Annotated in this window: 12 protein-coding genes; 8 read left to right on the plus strand and 4 right to left on the minus strand. The window is 39.3% G+C overall.

Features of this window, described 5'->3' with window-relative positions:
- Positions 1 to 54 precede the first annotated feature (54 nt).
- The 8 genes from recN (at position 55) to ACSHZO_RS13590 (ending at position 13,256) form a co-directional block, all read left to right on the plus strand.
- Positions 55 to 1,707 carry a DNA repair protein RecN gene (gene recN, locus ACSHZO_RS13555; RefSeq protein ID WP_298247869.1) on the plus strand — a complete coding sequence of 551 codons (1,653 nt, stop codon included), beginning with the start codon at positions 55 to 57 and terminating at the stop codon, positions 1,705 to 1,707.
- Positions 1,708 to 1,794: 87 nt separating this feature from the next.
- Entirely contained in the window at positions 1,795 to 2,616 is an 822-nt protein-coding gene (locus ACSHZO_RS13560) for an enoyl-ACP reductase FabI (protein WP_298247870.1), read from the plus strand.
- Between the two features lie 75 nt (positions 2,617 to 2,691).
- Complete coding sequence (locus ACSHZO_RS13565; RefSeq protein ID WP_298247871.1) at positions 2,692 to 3,711, plus strand: glycosyltransferase; 1,020 nt, start codon at positions 2,692 to 2,694, stop codon at positions 3,709 to 3,711.
- Positions 3,695 to 4,645 carry a YbbR-like domain-containing protein gene (locus ACSHZO_RS13570; RefSeq protein ID WP_298247872.1) on the plus strand — a complete coding sequence of 317 codons (951 nt, stop codon included), beginning with the start codon at positions 3,695 to 3,697 and terminating at the stop codon, positions 4,643 to 4,645. Before ACSHZO_RS13565 ends, ACSHZO_RS13570 begins: the two co-directional genes overlap by 17 nt.
- Positions 4,642 to 5,232, plus strand: a complete 591-nt coding sequence (gene coaE / locus ACSHZO_RS13575) for a dephospho-CoA kinase (protein WP_298247873.1) — start codon at positions 4,642 to 4,644, stop codon at positions 5,230 to 5,232. The genes ACSHZO_RS13570 and coaE overlap by 4 nt, the downstream gene beginning before the upstream one ends.
- 67 nt (positions 5,233 to 5,299) lie before the next feature.
- Positions 5,300 to 6,877 (plus strand): sensor histidine kinase, encoded by a 1,578-nt coding sequence (locus ACSHZO_RS13580; protein WP_298247874.1) that lies wholly within the window; start codon positions 5,300 to 5,302, stop codon positions 6,875 to 6,877.
- A 3-nt stretch (positions 6,878 to 6,880) separates the two neighbouring features.
- Positions 6,881 to 7,603, plus strand: coding sequence for a response regulator transcription factor (locus ACSHZO_RS13585; protein ID WP_026914972.1), 723 nt, complete (start codon positions 6,881 to 6,883; stop codon positions 7,601 to 7,603).
- A gap of 199 nt (positions 7,604 to 7,802) precedes the next feature.
- On the plus strand, positions 7,803 to 13,256 hold the full coding sequence (locus ACSHZO_RS13590) for an HYR domain-containing protein (protein WP_298247875.1): 5,454 nt from the start codon (positions 7,803 to 7,805) through the stop codon (positions 13,254 to 13,256).
- Here ACSHZO_RS13590 and miaA read toward each other — a convergent pair.
- Genes miaA through ACSHZO_RS13610 form a run of 4 tightly spaced genes read right to left on the minus strand, consistent with a single transcriptional unit; the run spans position 13,246 to position 18,341 of the window.
- Positions 13,246 to 14,154 (minus strand): tRNA (adenosine(37)-N6)-dimethylallyltransferase MiaA, encoded by a 909-nt coding sequence (gene miaA, locus ACSHZO_RS13595; protein WP_298247876.1) that lies wholly within the window; start codon positions 14,152 to 14,154, stop codon positions 13,246 to 13,248. The genes ACSHZO_RS13590 and miaA overlap by 11 nt on opposite strands.
- Entirely contained in the window at positions 14,147 to 14,971 is an 825-nt protein-coding gene (locus ACSHZO_RS13600) for an ion transporter (protein ID WP_298247877.1), read from the minus strand. The genes miaA and ACSHZO_RS13600 overlap by 8 nt, the downstream gene beginning before the upstream one ends.
- Positions 14,972 to 14,995: 24 nt before the next feature.
- On the minus strand, positions 14,996 to 16,975 hold the full coding sequence (locus ACSHZO_RS13605) for a DUF3857 domain-containing protein (RefSeq protein WP_298247878.1): 1,980 nt from the start codon (positions 16,973 to 16,975) through the stop codon (positions 14,996 to 14,998).
- Positions 16,968 to 18,341 (minus strand): exonuclease domain-containing protein, encoded by a 1,374-nt coding sequence (locus ACSHZO_RS13610; protein ID WP_298247879.1) that lies wholly within the window; start codon positions 18,339 to 18,341, stop codon positions 16,968 to 16,970. The genes ACSHZO_RS13605 and ACSHZO_RS13610 overlap by 8 nt, the downstream gene beginning before the upstream one ends.
- Position 18,342: the final 1 nt, after the last annotated feature.

Below are 18,342 nucleotides of genomic sequence, written 5' to 3' on the forward strand. Positions count from 1 at the left end.
TTTGGTTGATTACGAGTATTTTCTCTCGTATATTTAGCACAAATTTTAACCGAATTGCTTACATCTCTTTCCATAAAGAATTACGCGCTTATTGAAGATATTACTATGGATCTTCAATCTGGTTTTACGATCATTACCGGGGAAACCGGCGCCGGGAAATCTATCATGCTTGGTGCACTTGGGTTATTGCTGGGTGATCGCGCAGACTTCAGTAGTATTAGAAATACTGAGAAGAAATGCGTTATCGAAGGTCATTTTAGTATCAAAGATTATGAGTTACAGCAATTCTTTGAAAAGGAGGACCTGGATTATGAGCAGACCAGTATCATTCGGCGTGAAATTTTACCTTCCGGGAAATCCCGTGCTTTTATCAATGATACGCCGGTAAAGATTACTTCTTTGCAGAAGCTTGGAACTTCCCTTATCGATATTCATAGTCAGCATGAGACTCTTAGCCTGGGAAATGCAGATTATCAATTTAATGTTATTGATACGATCGCGAAAAATGAAGCAAGTATACTTCAGTATAAAGCAGAATTGAAGGAGTATCGTAAATTTCAGAAGAGATTTGAAGAGCTGAAAGAAGAACAGGCGCAGGCATCAAAGGAATACGATTACAATCTTTTTCTTCTGAATGAACTGCAAGAAGCAGGGTTAAAATCAGGAATGCTGGAGGATCTTGAAGAAAGATATGAGTCTTTAAACAATGTAGAAGAACTTACCGAAAATCTTAGTGCTGCTTTAAGCTCAATTCAGCAAGAAGAAATAGGGAGTCTGGAGACATTGAAGTCGGCTCGATCCCATATTTCCAGAATCGCCAAATTCTCCGAAATTTATGATGATTTTCATGAAAGACTATATAGCGCGATCATAGAACTAGACGACCTTGAAGCTGAAATGACAGATGCCCTGGAAGCTGTGGAAGCAAATCCTGAGGAGCTGGAAAAGGTGAATCAGCAATTGCAGGTGATCTATAATTTACAAAAAAAGCATAATGCTGAAAGTGTAGAAGAACTACTGCAAATAGCGGAAGATCTTCAGGAGAAAGTTTCAGTCACAGAAAATGCGGAAGCCGCCTTGGAAGAAGCGGAGAAAGCGATCAAAAAGCAATTCAGCATTATATCTGCAACTGCAGAAAAACTACATAAGAATCGTTTAAAAATTATCCCGGCCTTTATAGAGCAAACGGAAATCATACTCAAAGACCTGGGAATGCCGAATGCGAGGCTTAATATTGAACTTAGTACTACCACAGAATTCCTGAGTAATGGGAGCGATAAGCTCGAATGGGTCCTGGCGGCGAATAAAGGTGGAAGTTTTAAAGAGATCAAGAAAGCAGCATCGGGTGGAGAACTTTCCAGAATTATGCTGGCGGTAAAAAGTATACTTGCAGCACAAAGTAAACTGCCAACGATCATATTTGATGAAATTGATACTGGTGTTTCTGGAGATATCGCCCATAAAATGGGTGAGATTCTTGCCAGAATGGGTGCTAACATGCAGGTGATCGCGATCACTCATTTACCGCAAATAGCCGGAAAGGGAAGTTCACATTTTAAGATATTTAAAGAAGATAGTGAGGTTGCAACTCAAACCAAGATCATAAAGCTGGAAAAGGATCAAAGAATCGATGAACTGGCGATGATGCTTGGAGGTACTGGCGGAAGTGATTCTGCACGTGCGCATGCAAAAGCCCTGTTGAATTAATACCCTATCATCTGAAGCCCAAAAGGCGGCGGATTTATTTCAACTTTGCTATATTTACAGGCTTAACAACCACAAAAAATAAATCACATGTCATATAACCTGCTAAAAGGTAAAAGAGGAATCATATTTGGTGCATTGGACGAAAATTCAATTGCCTGGAAAACAGCGGAAAGAGTTCACGAAGAAGGTGGAACTTTTGTGCTAACGAATGCTCCAATCGCAATGAGAATGGGAAGTATTAAACAACTGGCTGAAAAAACCGGTTCTGAGATCATTCCTGCAGATGCTACCAAAGTAGAAGATCTTGAAAACCTTGTAGAGAAGTCTATGGAGATCCTTGGAGGGAAGATCGATTTCGTTCTTCATTCTATCGGGATGTCTGTGAATGTTCGTAAAGGAAAACATTATACAGATATGAACTACGACTTCACGACCAAAGGTTGGGATGTTTCAGCTGTTTCTTTCCATAAAACCATGCAAGTATTGTATAAGAAAGATGCAATGAACGAGTGGGGAAGTATCGTAGCGCTAAGTTATATGGCGGCTCAACGTGTATTCCCAGACTATAATGATATGGCAGATAACAAGGCATATCTGGAGTCTATTGCCCGTAGTTTCGGTTATTTCTTCGGAAAGGATAAAAAAGTAAGAGTGAATACTATTTCACAATCTCCAACGCCAACTACAGCAGGAACTGGAGTTAAAGGCTTCGATGGTTTTATTGCTTTTGCAGAGAAGATGTCTCCGCTTGGAAATGCTACGGCTTTAGAATGTGCAGATTACACCCTGACTTTATTCTCAGATCTTACCAGAAAAGTAACTCTTCAAAATCTATTTCACGATGGTGGATTCTCGAATACGGGAGTTAGCCAGGAGGTGATGGAAAATTTTGTTGAAGATTCAGAATAATAAAAGTACATATATAAACTGCCGGAACCTGAACACTATGTTCGGCTTCCGGCAGTTCTATTTTATATAATCAAGATGCAGCCAGAATATTCATTTGTGATCCCTGTTTATAACAGACCTGACGAGATCAGGGAGTTATTGCAGAGCATGATAAAGATGCGTGCGCCGGTTCCATTTGAAGTGGTGATCGTCGAGGATGGCTCTACAAATTCTTCTGAAGCTGTTGTTGCTGAATTTCAGGAACGATTATTTATTAGTTATTACTTCAAGAAAAATTCCGGCCCAGGCGATAGCAGGAACTACGGGATGAGAAAAGCCCTGGCTTCCTACTTCTTGATTCTTGATTCAGACGTTTTAATGCCTGAAGATTACCTCGAAGAGGTTCATCAATTTTTATCAGGTAGTTTATATGATTGTTTTGGAGGGCCAGACGCTGCTCACGAGTCTTTTTCGAACACCCAGAAGTCGATAGATTACAGTATGACATCTTTGTTTACCACTGGTGGAATACGTGGAGGTAAGAAAGCAGTTGATGAATTCCAGCCACGCAGCTTTAATATGGGTTTAAGCAAAAAAGCATTTGAACTCAGCGGCGGATTTGGAAGGATACATCCCGGAGAAGATCCGGATTTGAGTTTGAGATTAAAGAGATCAGGAATTAAAAGTTGTTTGATTCCCAAGGCACGGGTTTTTCATAAGCGACGAATAGACTGGAAAAAGTTCTTTTTACAGGTTAAGAAGTTCGGGATGGTACGCCCCATTTTGAACAAATGGCATCCTGGGTCTGCGAAGATCACTTATTGGTTTCCTTCATTATTCATGATCGGACTCATACTCTCCATCATCTTTTTATTTGCTGGTTTTAGTTTCTTTATAAGCTGTTATCTTATTTATTTCCTAATTATTGCTGTGGATGCAGCGATACGAAATAAAACTCTATATATTGGATTGTTGGCTGTAAAAGCGGTGATCATCCAGTTTTCAGGATATGGCTATGGTTTTATAGTGTCCAATTATCATATAAATATTCAGAAGAAACAACCGGAAGTGGCATTTCCACAATTATTTTTCAAAAAGCATGGCAACCAGGAATAGAAGAAGAAGGTTCAAGAAATCAAGCATAAAGACATTCGGTTTTTTTCTGATCTTTTCTGCGATCGTGTGGGTTCTGGTACAGTTTTCCAAAACGTATACTCAGGTGATCGAAGTTCCGGTAAACTATCTCAATGTTCCCCTGGATAAAAGTATTTCTGAAGAACGTCCGGATCACGTGGATCTTCAGCTTCAGGATAATGGCTTCAGTATTTATTACTATAAAATATTCAATCCGAAGCTTAATATAGATCTTTCCGAAGCTACTGAAAATGATAAGAACCTGATCTATTCTATTGCAAATCATATCACGGTGATTGAACAACAACTGAAGGTGACCCTGGAAGATTCAAGGATCATCCAAGATGAGATCGTGATCCCGTTTCAATTTAAGAAAGAAAAAATGCTAAAGATCATCTCAAATGTTGAGGTGAGTTATGCCGTAGGTTATTCGGCAGACGAACCCCTTCAACTGGTTCCCGATTCCGTAAAAGTTAGTGGCCCCGAGGAAGTGATCGCCAAATTGAGTTCGATACCGACTTTAAAGAAAAAACTGGAAAATGTAAATTCAGATCTTGACGGGAGTGTTAAACTGGACACTACGGGCTATGGTGAATTAAGTTTTTACGAAAATAGTGTACGGTATACGCAGAAAGTTGAAAAATTCACTGAGGGCAAAGCTGAAATCCCGGTAGAAGTCATTAATGTTCCAGATAATCTCAACCTGGCATATTTTCCGAAGTCGGTCGTAGTGTATTACCAGGTAAATCTTGAAGAATTTGAAAAAGTTGGAGCTTCCGACTTTTCCGTAGTTTGCGATTATAAAAGTGTGAAGGATGGTGATGATTATATGATCGCACAGATCAAAACCAAGCCGAAATTTGTAAACAACATTCGGTTGAATGAACGTAGAATTCAATTTGTGATCAAACGATGAAAATAGTAGGACTTACCGGAGGTATTGGAAGTGGGAAAACTACGGTGGCGGGCTTTTTTAAAGATCTGGGCATCCCGGTCTATATCGCAGATGATGCAGGTAAAAGATTGCTGGCAGAAAGTCCAGATATCAGAGAAAAAGTTAGCGAATTGTTAGGTGCAGCTGCATACAACGAACAAGTACCCGATAGAAAGTATATTGCAAATCAGGTTTTTAATGATAAGGACCAGCTTGAAAAACTGAACGCAATTATACATCCAGCAGTTGCTAGCGACTTTCAGGATTGGGTCTCGAAGCAAACTTCAGAATATATCATTTACGAAGCAGCTATTCTATTTGAAGCTGGAGGATATAAGAAATGCGATCTCAGCATTCTGGTGACAGCTCCACATAAGTTAAAAATTGGAAGACTTCAGAAAAGAGATGATAGTACAGTAGAAGAAATCGAAGCCAGAATGGGTCACCAGTGGCCCGATGAAAAGAAAGCAGAACTTGCCGATTTTCTTATTGAAAACAAGGATTTGCAGCAAACCAAACTACAGGTTAGAGATATACATATCCAAATCTTAAAAGCACGCGAAAATTGAAGGAAGTTCTGTTAACATTTGGTTAAACAGCTTAACCTCTAAATGTTAAAATATTACTTTTGACCGCATGAATAAGAAGCTTTTTGTCCTTCTCGTAGCGCTGATGAGCTTGTCTTTAATAGGCATCATATTCGTTCAGGGATATTGGATTAAGAGTACGATCGATGACAGAGAAGAACAATTCTCCTATAACGCGAAACAGGCACTTATAAAGGTTTCCGAAGAAATTCAGAATTCCGAATTTGAGCGTTATTACTTTCAGTTCAAGAATCCAGATAGTATCAATAGCACCTTAAGTGACCGTACGCTTACTGAATATTTCTACACAAACAAAGACGAAAACAGGAATGAAACTTATTTTAATTCTGAAACCATTTTAGAAGAAGATTATAAGGTTTCCTCAGGTTTTTTACAGTTTGCTGAAGATAGTATCAAGTTTACCAAAATGATCAATAAAAAGGTGACAGATATTGTTCAGGAGAATAATCTCGAAGGTGGGAATTTGAGTGCAAGGCAGAGAATTGAACATATCGAGAGGCTTTCCAGAATGGAAGAGGTAGAGAAGGATATTCTTCGATCTGCAATTTCAGAACTGGTAGTGAGAATTCCTATTCATAACAGGGTTTCAGAAGACAAGATCAGGGAATTACTGGAAGAGCAGCTTGCAGAGAGAAATTTAAAGACCGCATTTGAATTTGGGATCTTTAATAATTCCATAGCTACTACGGTACATTCAGAGAATTTCAGTCTGGATCACCCGGCAACTTATGCAGTTCCACTTTTTGTTGATTCTGCAGGAAGAAGCGGTTATCAGTTACTGGTAAACCTTACGAACAGAAAAGAAGCAGTTCTTTCTTCGGTTATATTAATGGCTTGTTTGTCTATCATTTTTACATTGATCATTGTGATCGCCTATTCAAGTGCATTATCACAGTTGATCAAACAGAGACAGATTTCGCAGATCAAGACGGACTTTATCAACAATATGACGCATGAGTTTAAGACCCCTATTGCGACGATAAACCTGGCCCTTGACGCGATAAAGAATCCTAAAGTAATTGAAGATCGTTCCAAGGTGAATAGGTACTTGCAGATGATCAGGGATGAGAATAAGAGAATGCACGCCCAGGTTGAAAATGTTCTAAGGATTTCGAAACTGGAGAAAAACGAGCTGGATCTTAAAAAGGAAAGACACCAGTTGCATGATATTATTCTTGACGCTATTACGCACGTAGAATTGATTATAGAAGACCGTGGAGGTTATGTTCAGACTCATTTTGGTGCTTTACGTTCGTCGGTTCTTGCAAACCAGGATCACTTTACGAATGTTATTGTGAATATTCTTGATAATGCGATCAAATATTCAGAAGAAGCGCCGAAGATCGATATTTATACAACGAATGTTAAGAATTATATCTATTGTGAAATACGAGATCAGGGAGTTGGGATGACCAAACTGGTTCAAAAGAAAATATTTGAAAAATTTTATCGCGAACATACCGGGGATATTCATAATGTAAAGGGTCACGGACTTGGATTGGCTTATGCCAGACAGATCGTAGATGACCATCATGGACAGATCACCGTAACCAGCGAAAAAGGGAAGGGTAGTACCTTCATCATTAAATTACCACTAATATCTTAAAATATGGAAACTGAAAACAAAAAAATTCTATTAGTAGAGGATGATCCAAATTTTGGAACTGTCCTTAAAGATTACCTTGCGATGAACGATTACGAGGTGACTCACGCCAAAAATGGTATGGAAGGATTCGAAAAATTCAAAAAAGATGATTTCGATCTTTGTATTCTGGATGTGATGATGCCTTATAAAGATGGTTTTACTCTTGCTAAGGAGATTCGTGAGAAAAATGAAGAAGTGCCAATCATCTTCTTAACGGCTAAAGCCATGAAAGAAGATGTATTGAAAGGTTACAAGGTTGGAGCAGATGATTACCTGAATAAGCCTTTTGATTCTGAAGTACTTTTAATGAAGATCAAAGCGATCATGCAGCGTAAAGCTACAGATAGTGTTGCAGATTCTAAGCAATTTGAATTTGAAATTGGTGGTTTCCACCTGAATTCAAAACTTAGATTCCTGACTTTTAGAGATGAAGAGCCACAAAAGCTGTCTCCAAAAGAAAACGAATTATTAAGACTACTTGCTTTGCATGAAAATGATTTGATGCCTAGAGAGTTAGCCTTAACTAAGATATGGAGAGACGATAACTACTTTACTTCAAGAAGTATGGATGTGTATATCGCCAAATTGAGAAAGTATCTTAAGAAAGATGAGAACGTGGAAATTCTGAATATCCACGGTGAAGGTTTTAGACTTGTGATCAAGAACAAGGAAGAGACCGAAGCATAATAAAATAATTCAGTTTCCGGGAGGTGCTGCATCATAACGCTCGTTATGATGCGGTATCATTTCTCGTTGTAGGCTTTTTCGAGCTATCGAAAAGTTTCTTTAACTACGGAATTTTACTTACCGCCGCATTCTTAACACGAAAATAAGAGCGGTTTTCTTACAATATGTATCTTTACGGCATTCCATAAAATGCCCTAGATTGATAAATGCAGCAGATATACCTACCTACAGGAGTTCTTTTCTTAGAAAAGTCTGCATTAGCTTATTCTTAATTTTATTTTTTAGTGTTAATAGTTTTGGACAGGATCCTGCTACTCCTCTGGTAAAATACGATTTTGATAAAGAAAATTTTTTAGCAACAGTATCTATCGCTGAAACGAGTGGACTGACTATCGCGATAGCCACAGATTCTCTGGATAATATCTATAGATTAACATTTGGAGATGGAGTTATCAAATATGATCCGAGTGGGAACAACCCTGACAGAATTATTCAAAGCAATCAATTAGAATCTCCTCTAGATCTTGCCTTTGACTCTAATGATATTTTGCACATCGCTGATGGAGGCTCTAAGCTTATTAAGAAGTTTGATGTATTAGGAAATTCTCAAGGTTTTATAGGAGATGGTGTACCTGGAGATGGTAGAGATGAATTTTGGCAACCTACTGGTCTAGAGTTCGATGAAGAAGATAACTTATTTATAGTAGATGCTTATAGAGGTGATAATAATGCGGTGATAGAAAGATATTTTTTAAAAATTTATTATGCAAATGGACTTTTCCGGAGCTTTCAAGGAACCGCAAATCATCCTCTAGTTAACCCTTATAGAGTCGCTGCCAATGATGATTATATTTTTATTAGCCATGCAGATTCGAATGGAGAAGTGTTAGTTTTCAATAAAGATCTTACATATAAAACGACATTAACAGATGTTGGTTCCCCAGGAAGTATTTCTATTGATCCATCTGGATTAATACATGTTAGTGATTACCGTGATCGGATTGATTTTTCTCAATTTTTGGATTATGAGAACTTAGATGCATTATCGGCGTATTTCTTAGCTTCCAGCATTAAATCAGGAATAGAAAATAGAGAGTTTAATGTAAAGATTTTTAATACTGATTTATCACTCTTGACAAGCTTTTACGATGATGCCAATAAGCAGATTAAATTTCCTGTAGATTTTACGTTTGGGTCATGCACCAGTAAGTTCTATGTAGACAATGCAAATATTTCTCGCTTAAGATTAATTCCACCTGCTGTTCAAATAGACTTTAACCTTTTAATTTATAACAAAACACCAAGTACCGATACTGAAGATCCGGTTGCTAAATGTGTAGGTGATTTCGATTTACAACTTATAAACGGTTTAGCATCTATAAGTGTAGAAGATATAAATGATGGTTCTACGGATAATTGTGGGATAGCAGATGTCAGTCTTTCCAAAACTAGTTTTACAGTTGCTGATGTTGGTGAAAATACTGTGACTATGACAGTGAGAGATACTGCAGGAAATCAATCTTCATGCATAGTTCTGGTAACTGTTGTTACAGAAGGCGTTACCGATGAACCACCTGTATTTACCGATTGTCCTTCCAACAGAACCATCGAGAATGATACTAATCAATGCGGGGCTAAAGTTAATTTTCCTACTCCTTCCGCGATTGATGAGAATGGATTTTTAACTGTAAAAAGGATTGATAATTCTGAATTGAATTCCGGAGATCTATTCCCTGTTGGAACCACATCGATTACCTTCCAGGCAGATGATGGAACAAACGATCCGGTTACTTGCAGCTTCGATATAATAGTTCAGGATACAGAGAACCCTAAATTTCTAAATTGTCCATCAAATTTCAATGAATCTGTACCATTTGGAGAGACGGGAAAAGTTATTAATTACGATAATCCGACCTTTGATGATAATTGTTCCGGAACGACTATGACACAACCTGAAGGTTTTCCTTCAGGTTCAAAGTTTCCAATAGGGACTACTACAAATACTTTCGTAATCACAGATGCGAATGGGAAAACTGAGACTTGTAGTTTTACAGTTACGATCACTGAGGAAGCAGAAGACTCGCCACCAGAATTTGAAAATTGCTCGACGACAACTATAATCAAAGACAACGATCCCGGGGAATGTGGAGCCTTAGTAACATTTGATTTTCCAACGGCAAGTGATGAAAGTGGAAATGTTGAAGTCACAAGAGTCGACGAAAATACAGACTTGGTTTCAGGAAGTTTATTCCCCGTTGGAACTACAACGATTACTTTTCAGGCAGATGATGAAACAAACGAGCCGGTCCAATGTAGCTTTGAAGTTATTGTTCAGGATACTGAAGCTCCAGTGTTAACCTGTGAGGAAACCAGAATAGTGGAGGCGGAACCAGGCGAAACTTCAGCAGTGGTCAATTTTGTATTACCACCCGCACGCGATGGTTGTGATGGAATATTACCAACTCGTATTTCTGAGGGAAGTATGGCATCAGGGTCCAGGTTCCCAATAGGAACTACCAATATTGTGTTTGAAGCTACCGATCAAGCAAATAATACTGGATATTGTACACTTCAGATTACAGTATTGGCTCCCAAATTACCACCAGAATTTGAAAATTGCTCGACGACAACTATAATCAAAGACAACGATCCCGGAGAATGCGGAGCCGTAGTAACATTTGTTAGTCCAACAGCTTCCGATGAAAATGGAAATCTTGAAGTCACTAGAATAGACGCAAATACAGATTTGGTTTCCGGAAGTGTATTCCCCGTTGGAACCACAACGATTACCTTCCAGGCAGATGATGGAACTAACGATCCGGTTACCTGCAGTTTTGATATCGTAGTTCAGGATACTGAAGCTCCAATATTAACTTGCGTGCCGGACATAACTGCTCAGGCGTCACCTGGGAATGATTCAAGATCAATAAATTTCTCGCTTCCTACAGCCCGTGATAATTGTGATGGCGTTTTACAATCCAGGGTTTCCGAGGGAAATCTGGTTTCTGGGAGTAATTTTCCAATTGGTTCTACTGATGTAGTTTTTGAGGCAACCGATTCCAACGGTAATGTTGGTTACTGTACTTTAAATGTCAATATTCTTCCTCCTAATTACGCACTTTCAATAGCATGTCCTGCTGATATATCTGTTCCCAATGACAGCGGAATTTGTGGCGCCCTGGTAGAATTTGCTGATCCAACTGTGACAGATCCTGAAGATGATGATCTTACAATTACCCGGAGAGATGATTCAGGTTTAAATTCAGGCGATATATTTCCGGTAGGAACTACCACAGTCGTTTACCAGGTTTCCGACGGAATTAATCCGCCAGTCTCCTGTGACTTCACGATCACAGTAGAAAATACGGAGCAGCCCCAGTTCTCCTCATGTCCGGAAAATATGACGGAATTATTAAGTGTTTCAGAATCTGGTAAGATTATATTTTTTGATGTACCGCAATATGAGGATAACTGTTCAGAAGCAGAATTGTTCCAAACCGCAGGTCCTTCATCTGGAGAGTTTTTTGAGCTTGGTGAAACTGAAGTCCGATTTGAGTTACGAGTTAATAACACGGTGGTGGACCAGTGCTCCTTTTCAGTTAATCTACTCCGACGGACAGCGACCTATCAATGTATCGAATCAATTACCGTAAATCTTGGAGAAGATGCTCAGAATTCTTCAGTCACAGAAATACCAACCTCAGAATTTATTCTTTCAGATAGCTCTAATCTTGATTTTGAACTAAATGTTCAGCAGTTCACCTGCGAGGATATCGGAACTTTTGACCTGCCCATTCGATCTACAGATAGAGAGACTGGAGAGGAGTATTCCTGTACTGTGGAAGTAACCGTCAAGGATGTTGGCGCACCACTTATTATATGTCCGGCAGATATTCAGCAACGGGAAATACCTGCAGGAGGTGATTTCGTATTACCTCAGGTAACCGATCGCTTTACTGTTACCGATAATTGTGACGCTTTTGAAGATCTGGAAATCGTTCAGAATCCACAGGCGGGTACTGCATATTCAGAAGCAGGGGATTATATAGTGATAATCACGGCTACCGATTCTGCTGGAAATACTGAAGAGTGCCAGGTAACTTACAGATTGACCCTGGATGAAGAGTCCGAAGAATTTGCGCTCAATTGTCCGCAGAATGAAAGTGTTCTTAGAGCTGATGATAACTGTGAATATATAGTACCTGATTTTTCAAATACTATCATTTACTCACCTGCTAATGCGAATTTCTCCCAATCTATACCAGCAGGAACGAGAATAGAACAGTCAACTAATATTGAAATTACCGCAAGTTTTGACGGAGAATCAGACTCCTGTACTTTCGAACTCGTTTTAAAAGACAATACATCACCCGTGCTTAGTTGTCCTGATGATCGAATGATAGTAGTTGCAGAGGGTGAAAGTGTTGAAATCCCGGACTTTCGAGGGGAATTGGAGGTAAGTGACAATTGCGGATTGGCAGAGATCATTCAGGATCCGGCACCTGGGACGCTAATTTCAGAAGATACCGAGGTGAGTTTTATAGCCTTCGATACCTCTAACACTAACAATGCTTCAGAATGTAGTTTTATGCTGACCTTAGTTGTCGATACAGAAGGAAACGATATTCCTATTGCGAATGAAGATTTCTATTCCACACCCGTCAATACAACCTTGAATATTTCTGTGGAAGATGGAGTTCTGGCCAATGATATGGATGCAGATGGTGATGAACTAACCGCCACGCTTGTTGAAAATGTTACCAATGGAACTCTTGAGTTCGAATCTGATGGGTCTTTTGTCTATACTCCAAATGACGGATTCATTGGCAATGACTTTTTTAAGTACTATGTTTTTGATGGTTTTACTGAAGTTGAAACGACGGTTACCATTAGTGTAGTGCCGGTAGATACTGGAGGATTTCAGTGCGTAGAGGCTTATGTTCTCGAACTGGATGAAAATGGTACAGCACAGCTCCAGATTACTGAATTGTACACTGGTGACGCTTCAGAAGTCACTTTCAGCCTTGATCAGGAGAATTTCGACTGTGATGACCTTGGAACTAATCAGGTTACTCTAAGCTATACAGGAGTGGAAAATGGTTCCTGTGAGATAAGTATCGAAGTGGTTGACCGAATCAACCCCGAAATTGAAGTTCAGAACATTGGAGTCGATCTTGATCTTTCAGGGAATGCAACAATTACTTCGCAGGATGTAATCGTGAGTTTTAGTGATAACTGTGACAACGACCTTAGCTATGAACTAAGCCGAAGTACTTTTAGCTGCAAGGATCTAGGATGGAACGAGATCAACGTGATTGCAACCGATGCCAGCGGAAACTCCACTACAACTTCTGTAGAAGTACAGGTTTTTGCTGAAAGCGAAATTTGCAATGGTACTGTTGAAGGTTCAGAATATATCTTTATTTATCCCAATCCAAACCAAGGTAGTTTTAAAGTAGCAACCCCTGCCGATGTCACTATTTCCAGAATTGAAGTTTTCGATCACCGTGGTAGATTTATTACCGGTAAGGATTTTCCGGCTAATGAACTGGAGTATGCAATTAGTACCGGGCCATTGCAGGAAGCGGTGTACGTGGTCAAAATGATTACCAACGAGGGTGAAAAAACTAAGCGATTTATTATTAAGAATTGATCTTTTCCTGCAGGTGTGCGGCAATCAATTCAAAATTTGTAGTGCGATCAAACCAGGGAATAATTTCATCTTTTCTAAACCAGGTTAATTGTCTTTTGGCAAACCTGCGCGTATTTTTCTTGATCTCAGCAATAGCAGTTTCCATATCCCATTGCTCATCAAAGTAGGCAAACAGCTCTTTGTAGCCAACCGTATTCAACGCATTGTATTTCCTGAAAGAATATAATTGGCGGGCTTCTTCTAATAGTCCGTTTTCGATCATTAGATCTACCCTTCGGTTGATGCGGTCATATATTTCTTCCCTTTCCGCAGTAAGACCTATGGAGACTGTTTCGAAATTCCTGGCATTTTTTTTCTTTTTCAGAAATGATGAAAAGGCTTTTCCGGTGGCTATACATATTTCTAAAGCACGAATAAGGCGATGTGGATTTTGAACATCGGCTACCGCGTAATATTCCGGATCCATTTGCCGTAATTTTTGCTGAAGTGATTGCAAACCGTGTTGTGACAGTTCTTCATTCAGTTCCAAACGAATATTGCCATCTATTTCGGGAAAATGATCGAGACCTTCCACCACAGCTTTGGTATAGAGTCCGCTGCCGCCTACCATCACCATGACATCGTGTTCTTCGAAAAGTTCATCCAGTTTTGCCAGGGCTTCTTTCTCGAAATCCCCAACATTGTAATCTTCTGTAATTGATTTGTGCTGAATAAAATGGTGATTAGCTGCCGCGAGCTCTTCCGGTTCGGGAACTGCCGTTCCAATCGCCATTTCTTTATAAAATTGCCGGGAATCTGCCGATAGAATTTCAGTTTTGTAAAGATTCGCAACTTGAATTGAGAGCGCAGTTTTTCCTATGGCAGTTGGACCAACGATATTGATAAGTTTCTTAGTCATTCAATTCGTATCCACAACGATGGCAGTATTCAGCATTGTCCAGATGCTTTGTTTCATTGCAATTTGGGCAAGCCTGTGTATTTTTTGGAGCATCAGTTGCCTTGCTATATTCTGCACTTACGATACCTGTAGGAACGGCGATAATTCCGTAACCCGTGATCATAATCAGTGAAGCGATCAATCTTCCCACTGGCGTGACCGGAGCAATATCACCAAAACCAACCGTAGTTAAAGTTACAATACACCAGTAAATTGAAAGAGGGATATTATTAAATCCGCCATTCTCACCTTCCACAAGGTGCATTAAAGTTCCGGCGATGATACAAATGATTAGTACTGCGAATAAAAAAACGAGAATTTTAGCTTTGGAATTTTTCAGCGCAGAGATCAGTTTCTGAGACTCTCCAACATAACGTGTAATTTTTAGCACCCTGAAAACCCTTAGCAACCGTAATGCTCTAATGGCAAACAAAAGGTTGGCGCCTCCAAACAGGAACCCGATATAACTAGGTAAGGTAGAAAGCAGGTCCACCATTCCGAAGAAACTAAAAATATATCGCTTCGGTTTATTGATCGTAATGATTCTTAAGACATACTCGATAGTAAAAATCACCGTGATCACCCATTCAGCAATATAGAATTCGGTTGCATATTTAGCCAGCATCCATGAGACGCTTTCCATCATTACTAAAGCGACGCTAATAAGAATAACCAGCAAAATAGCCACATCGAAGGTTTTACCAGCCGGAGTATCGGCTTCGTAAATTACCTCATGCAGTTTGCGTTTCCAATCTGGAAGTGTCTCTTTATTGTTCAAAATCTAAGATTCAAAGGTTCTAATTTAACTATTTTCCTCGAGTACAATGAGCGACTGACTTTGAACTGTCAGTAATTCATTAAAGAATTTTTTGAGTCCGTCGTAGTATTCTGGCGTATAGAGCGTTTGAGAAAGCGTCATACGGCATTGAACCATCACTACATTTTCTGAAAAACTAACGGCATTAAAGATCAAAGCTCCTCCGTTCCCCGGTAACCTGATGGCCTTTTGCTCCGGAAGTTCTTTTACTGAATAGCCTTCGGGAATATGAATTTCTGCGGAATAGCTAAAAGCATTCTTATATCCGAAGTCGATAGGATAGCTGCGTTCATCCAGGTTGAAAGGATTCTTTTCGAAAAACTGAAAGCTGAAGGGGTTCAGATAGATAAGATCATTGATTTTCTGACTCACATTTTCAAGCGTGTATTCGATCTGGAGTCCGTTTTCAACGTCATCAAGGTTTTCTACCGCGATATCTGTAGATCTTGTAAATTGCTGTGCTTTAGAAAGTTCCTGGAATATCTTGTCTTTACCGTTTTCCCTGATCTTATTTCTGAAGTTCACTGCATGGTATCCGCTTAAATGCTGATTAGATGTTCCTGAAGCCGTCCCATCCTTGTGCACTTTTAAAGAATCTCTAAATGCGTAATTGCTGAAGTCGTTTGGTTCGATCGCCATCCAGTCACTGGAACCATCCAGGTTTATTTTACGCGCATAAGTATTCAGAGCGCGAAATGGAAGTCGGCCAAAATCCAGCTGCTCATCAGTTACATCAAGATTGTATTCCTTTCCATCCAGATTTAGCTGAATGAAGAAATAATTATATTCTGAAATCGCCGGATGAACCCTTGGAGCGAAACCGTTTCTTCGAGTAGAAGCCAGGACAGGAGACACATTAAATTCTTCGGAAGCATAGACATTATGCAACAGGCTATTGATCGCAAGAACGCTTCCAGATTTACTGTCTACGATATCCTTGATGTTCATATCACCATGGATATCATATTCGCCATTCCATTTATAATTTTCCTGAATAAAATAATAGATCTTTTTTGCTTTATCCAAAGTATTTGGAAGACTGCTAATTGCATCAGGAAGTACATCTTCTACGGCATTGTCTTTTTTCCATTGTTTTCCCCAATTGCTGGAAGTTCTAATCTCTTTATCTGCATCATCCCAGGTTAGGGTGTATTTACGTTCAAAACCATCGGTTCTGGTAACCTGCTTCAATTCGTACTCGATTTTGGCAATATAATTGTCTTCGCTGGTCATGTAGTCTTCCTCGATAAATGCAGGAATATCTTTCATCACAAACAAAGTCTCTACGCAACCTGCCATGGAAGAAGTAATACCGAAACTTATACAATGTTCGATCACTTTATCTTCATGTTTGTGAAGCTTCCTGCCTCCGGTAAGCGTGGTGTGATATTCGTAATTTCCCGGGATCTTCGACGTGAACTGTGAATGCATCTTCGGAATATCCTCCTGAAATTCCCATGTTCTGAAATCGAAAGTAAAAGGAGAAACGATCTTATATGAAAACTGAATGACATCTCCCGGTTCTACATCTGGAAACGCAAAGGAAAATTCGTTGTAGAACTTGTGCTCGCTTTCGAAAGTAGCCGATGTTTCTACTTTTTTCTTAACGATACGACCGTCAACTAATTTGAAGGTATGGGCTTTGAGATCTTGCAATTCCATAACCTTGTCGCTATCTCTGTTCTTACCTAATGGCACTTTAATAGTAGCATAATCAATTCCCTGCTTATCCAGGATCTTGATCTTCGCCTTATAATCTGTCACCACCTCGTAATCTTCGTCTGGATCAAATTCAGTAAAACCTGACTCGTAGATATAAACAGCATGGGCAGTGGTATCCAGCGTGTAATTAGTTGCTAATAGGTCTTCTCTTGATACATCAAATTCTTCAGTAGAATAGTTAGAATTCTGTGCAGGAACAAAGCTGATACATAATAAAAATACCAGCGTAAAAAATTTACTCATGAATGGATAATTGGATGATTTTAAATTGATGCTTTTTTCTTAAAAAGCTTTGGATTATATGTTCAGCATCACGGTTATTATTCATGGGTGTAATAATGGACCTGATGATGTCCATATTGTTGATCTGGTGATTTAAATTGAAATAACCTACGCCTTTAAATTTGCCATCCTCGATCAATAAAGCGCTCTTTTCATCTACTTCTCTTCCACGACCAACCAAGAGCATATCCTTATTTTCATAAGAATAGCGATCAATAAGTTCACGCACTCGTTCATTATAGGTTTCAGGTTGTTCAGCTTCCACGCAGGCACCGTGGCAACTCTTGATAGTATAGGCAAAGCAATTTCCTTTGCCCCCGTGTAATCCAGATAATCTTTCGCATAATTCATATTCCTCAACCCATTTGGTTAAAGAATTTTTCGCAGAACGCAAAGAACTGAAGGTGGTGATGCGATCCCTGGAACTTACTGCCTTGCCAATCTTTAAATTAATATAACCCTTTTCGTCTACTGAATGATATAATGCATGGCTGAAAATATCTCTTTTTAGAGCCCGGTTATATTTAGGTTTGATCTGTTTTATTTCCTGGTTCTCTTTTAATAGCGCAATGAGCTCATTGCCGGTAAGTTCAAAGGATACTGAAGCTACCTTTTTCTGCATTTCCCGCGACTTTGGATTGTCATTGGTAAAATGCTGATTTACTCTTTTTCTGATATTTCTAGACTTCCCAACGTAGATGATATCTCCATTCTCATTATGGAAATAATAAACACCGGTTTCTGAAGGAAGTTCTTCCAGGATAAAAACCAGCTTTGTATCGAGGTACTTTTTAGGTTCTTTTCGAACATGCTCCTTCATAATGTCTTTTTCAACATCTTTCGCAAGTAGCATCTTAAATAATTTGATAGTCGCCTGTGCATCGCCTGAAGCTCTGTGACGATCACTCAAAGGAATCCCCAGGGATCTTACCAGCTTACCTAGGCTATAAGAAGGCTGACCGGGAATTAATTTTTGAGAAAGCTCCACGGTGCAAAGACTTTTGCGTTCGTATTCGAAACCGAGTCTTCTAAATTCAGTTCTTAAAATTCGGTAGTCAAATTTGGCATTATGCGCGACCAGGATACAGTCCTTGGTAATTTCTACGATTCGTTTAGCTACTTCATAAAACTTAGGAGCATTCCGAAGCATATCATTATTGATCCCGGTTAGATTAACCACGAACGGCTGAATAGGCTGTTCTGGATTTACCAGGCTAATGAATTGATCCACGATCTTAAGGCCATCGAACTTATAAATTGCTATTTCGGTGATGCCTTCCTCGTTGTATTTCCCACCGGTGGTTTCTATGTCTAGTATAGCGTACAAA

Origin of the sequence: Christiangramia sp. 3-2217-3z (genome assembly GCF_051195275.1) — a bacterium.
GTDB lineage: Bacteria > Bacteroidota > Bacteroidia > Flavobacteriales > Flavobacteriaceae > Christiangramia > Christiangramia marina.

What these genes read in the sequence shown, in the direction of transcription:
- ACSHZO_RS13560 (WP_298247870.1), top strand. Translation starts at nt 1,795, where the DNA reads ATGTCATATAACCTGCTAAAAGGTAAAAGAGGAATCATATTTGGTGCA.
- ACSHZO_RS13565 (WP_298247871.1), top strand. Translation starts at nt 2,692, where the DNA reads ATGCAGCCAGAATATTCATTTGTGATCCCTGTTTATAACAGACCTGAC.
- ACSHZO_RS13570 (WP_298247872.1), top strand. Translation starts at nt 3,695, where the DNA reads ATGGCAACCAGGAATAGAAGAAGAAGGTTCAAGAAATCAAGCATAAAG.
- coaE (WP_298247873.1), top strand. Translation starts at nt 4,642, where the DNA reads ATGAAAATAGTAGGACTTACCGGAGGTATTGGAAGTGGGAAAACTACG.
- ACSHZO_RS13580 (WP_298247874.1), top strand. Translation starts at nt 5,300, where the DNA reads ATGAATAAGAAGCTTTTTGTCCTTCTCGTAGCGCTGATGAGCTTGTCT.
- ACSHZO_RS13585 (WP_026914972.1), top strand. Translation starts at nt 6,881, where the DNA reads ATGGAAACTGAAAACAAAAAAATTCTATTAGTAGAGGATGATCCAAAT.
- miaA (WP_298247876.1), bottom strand. Translation starts at nt 14,154, where the DNA reads ATGACTAAGAAACTTATCAATATCGTTGGTCCAACTGCCATAGGAAAA.
- ACSHZO_RS13605 (WP_298247878.1), bottom strand. Translation starts at nt 16,975, where the DNA reads ATGAGTAAATTTTTTACGCTGGTATTTTTATTATGTATCAGCTTTGTT.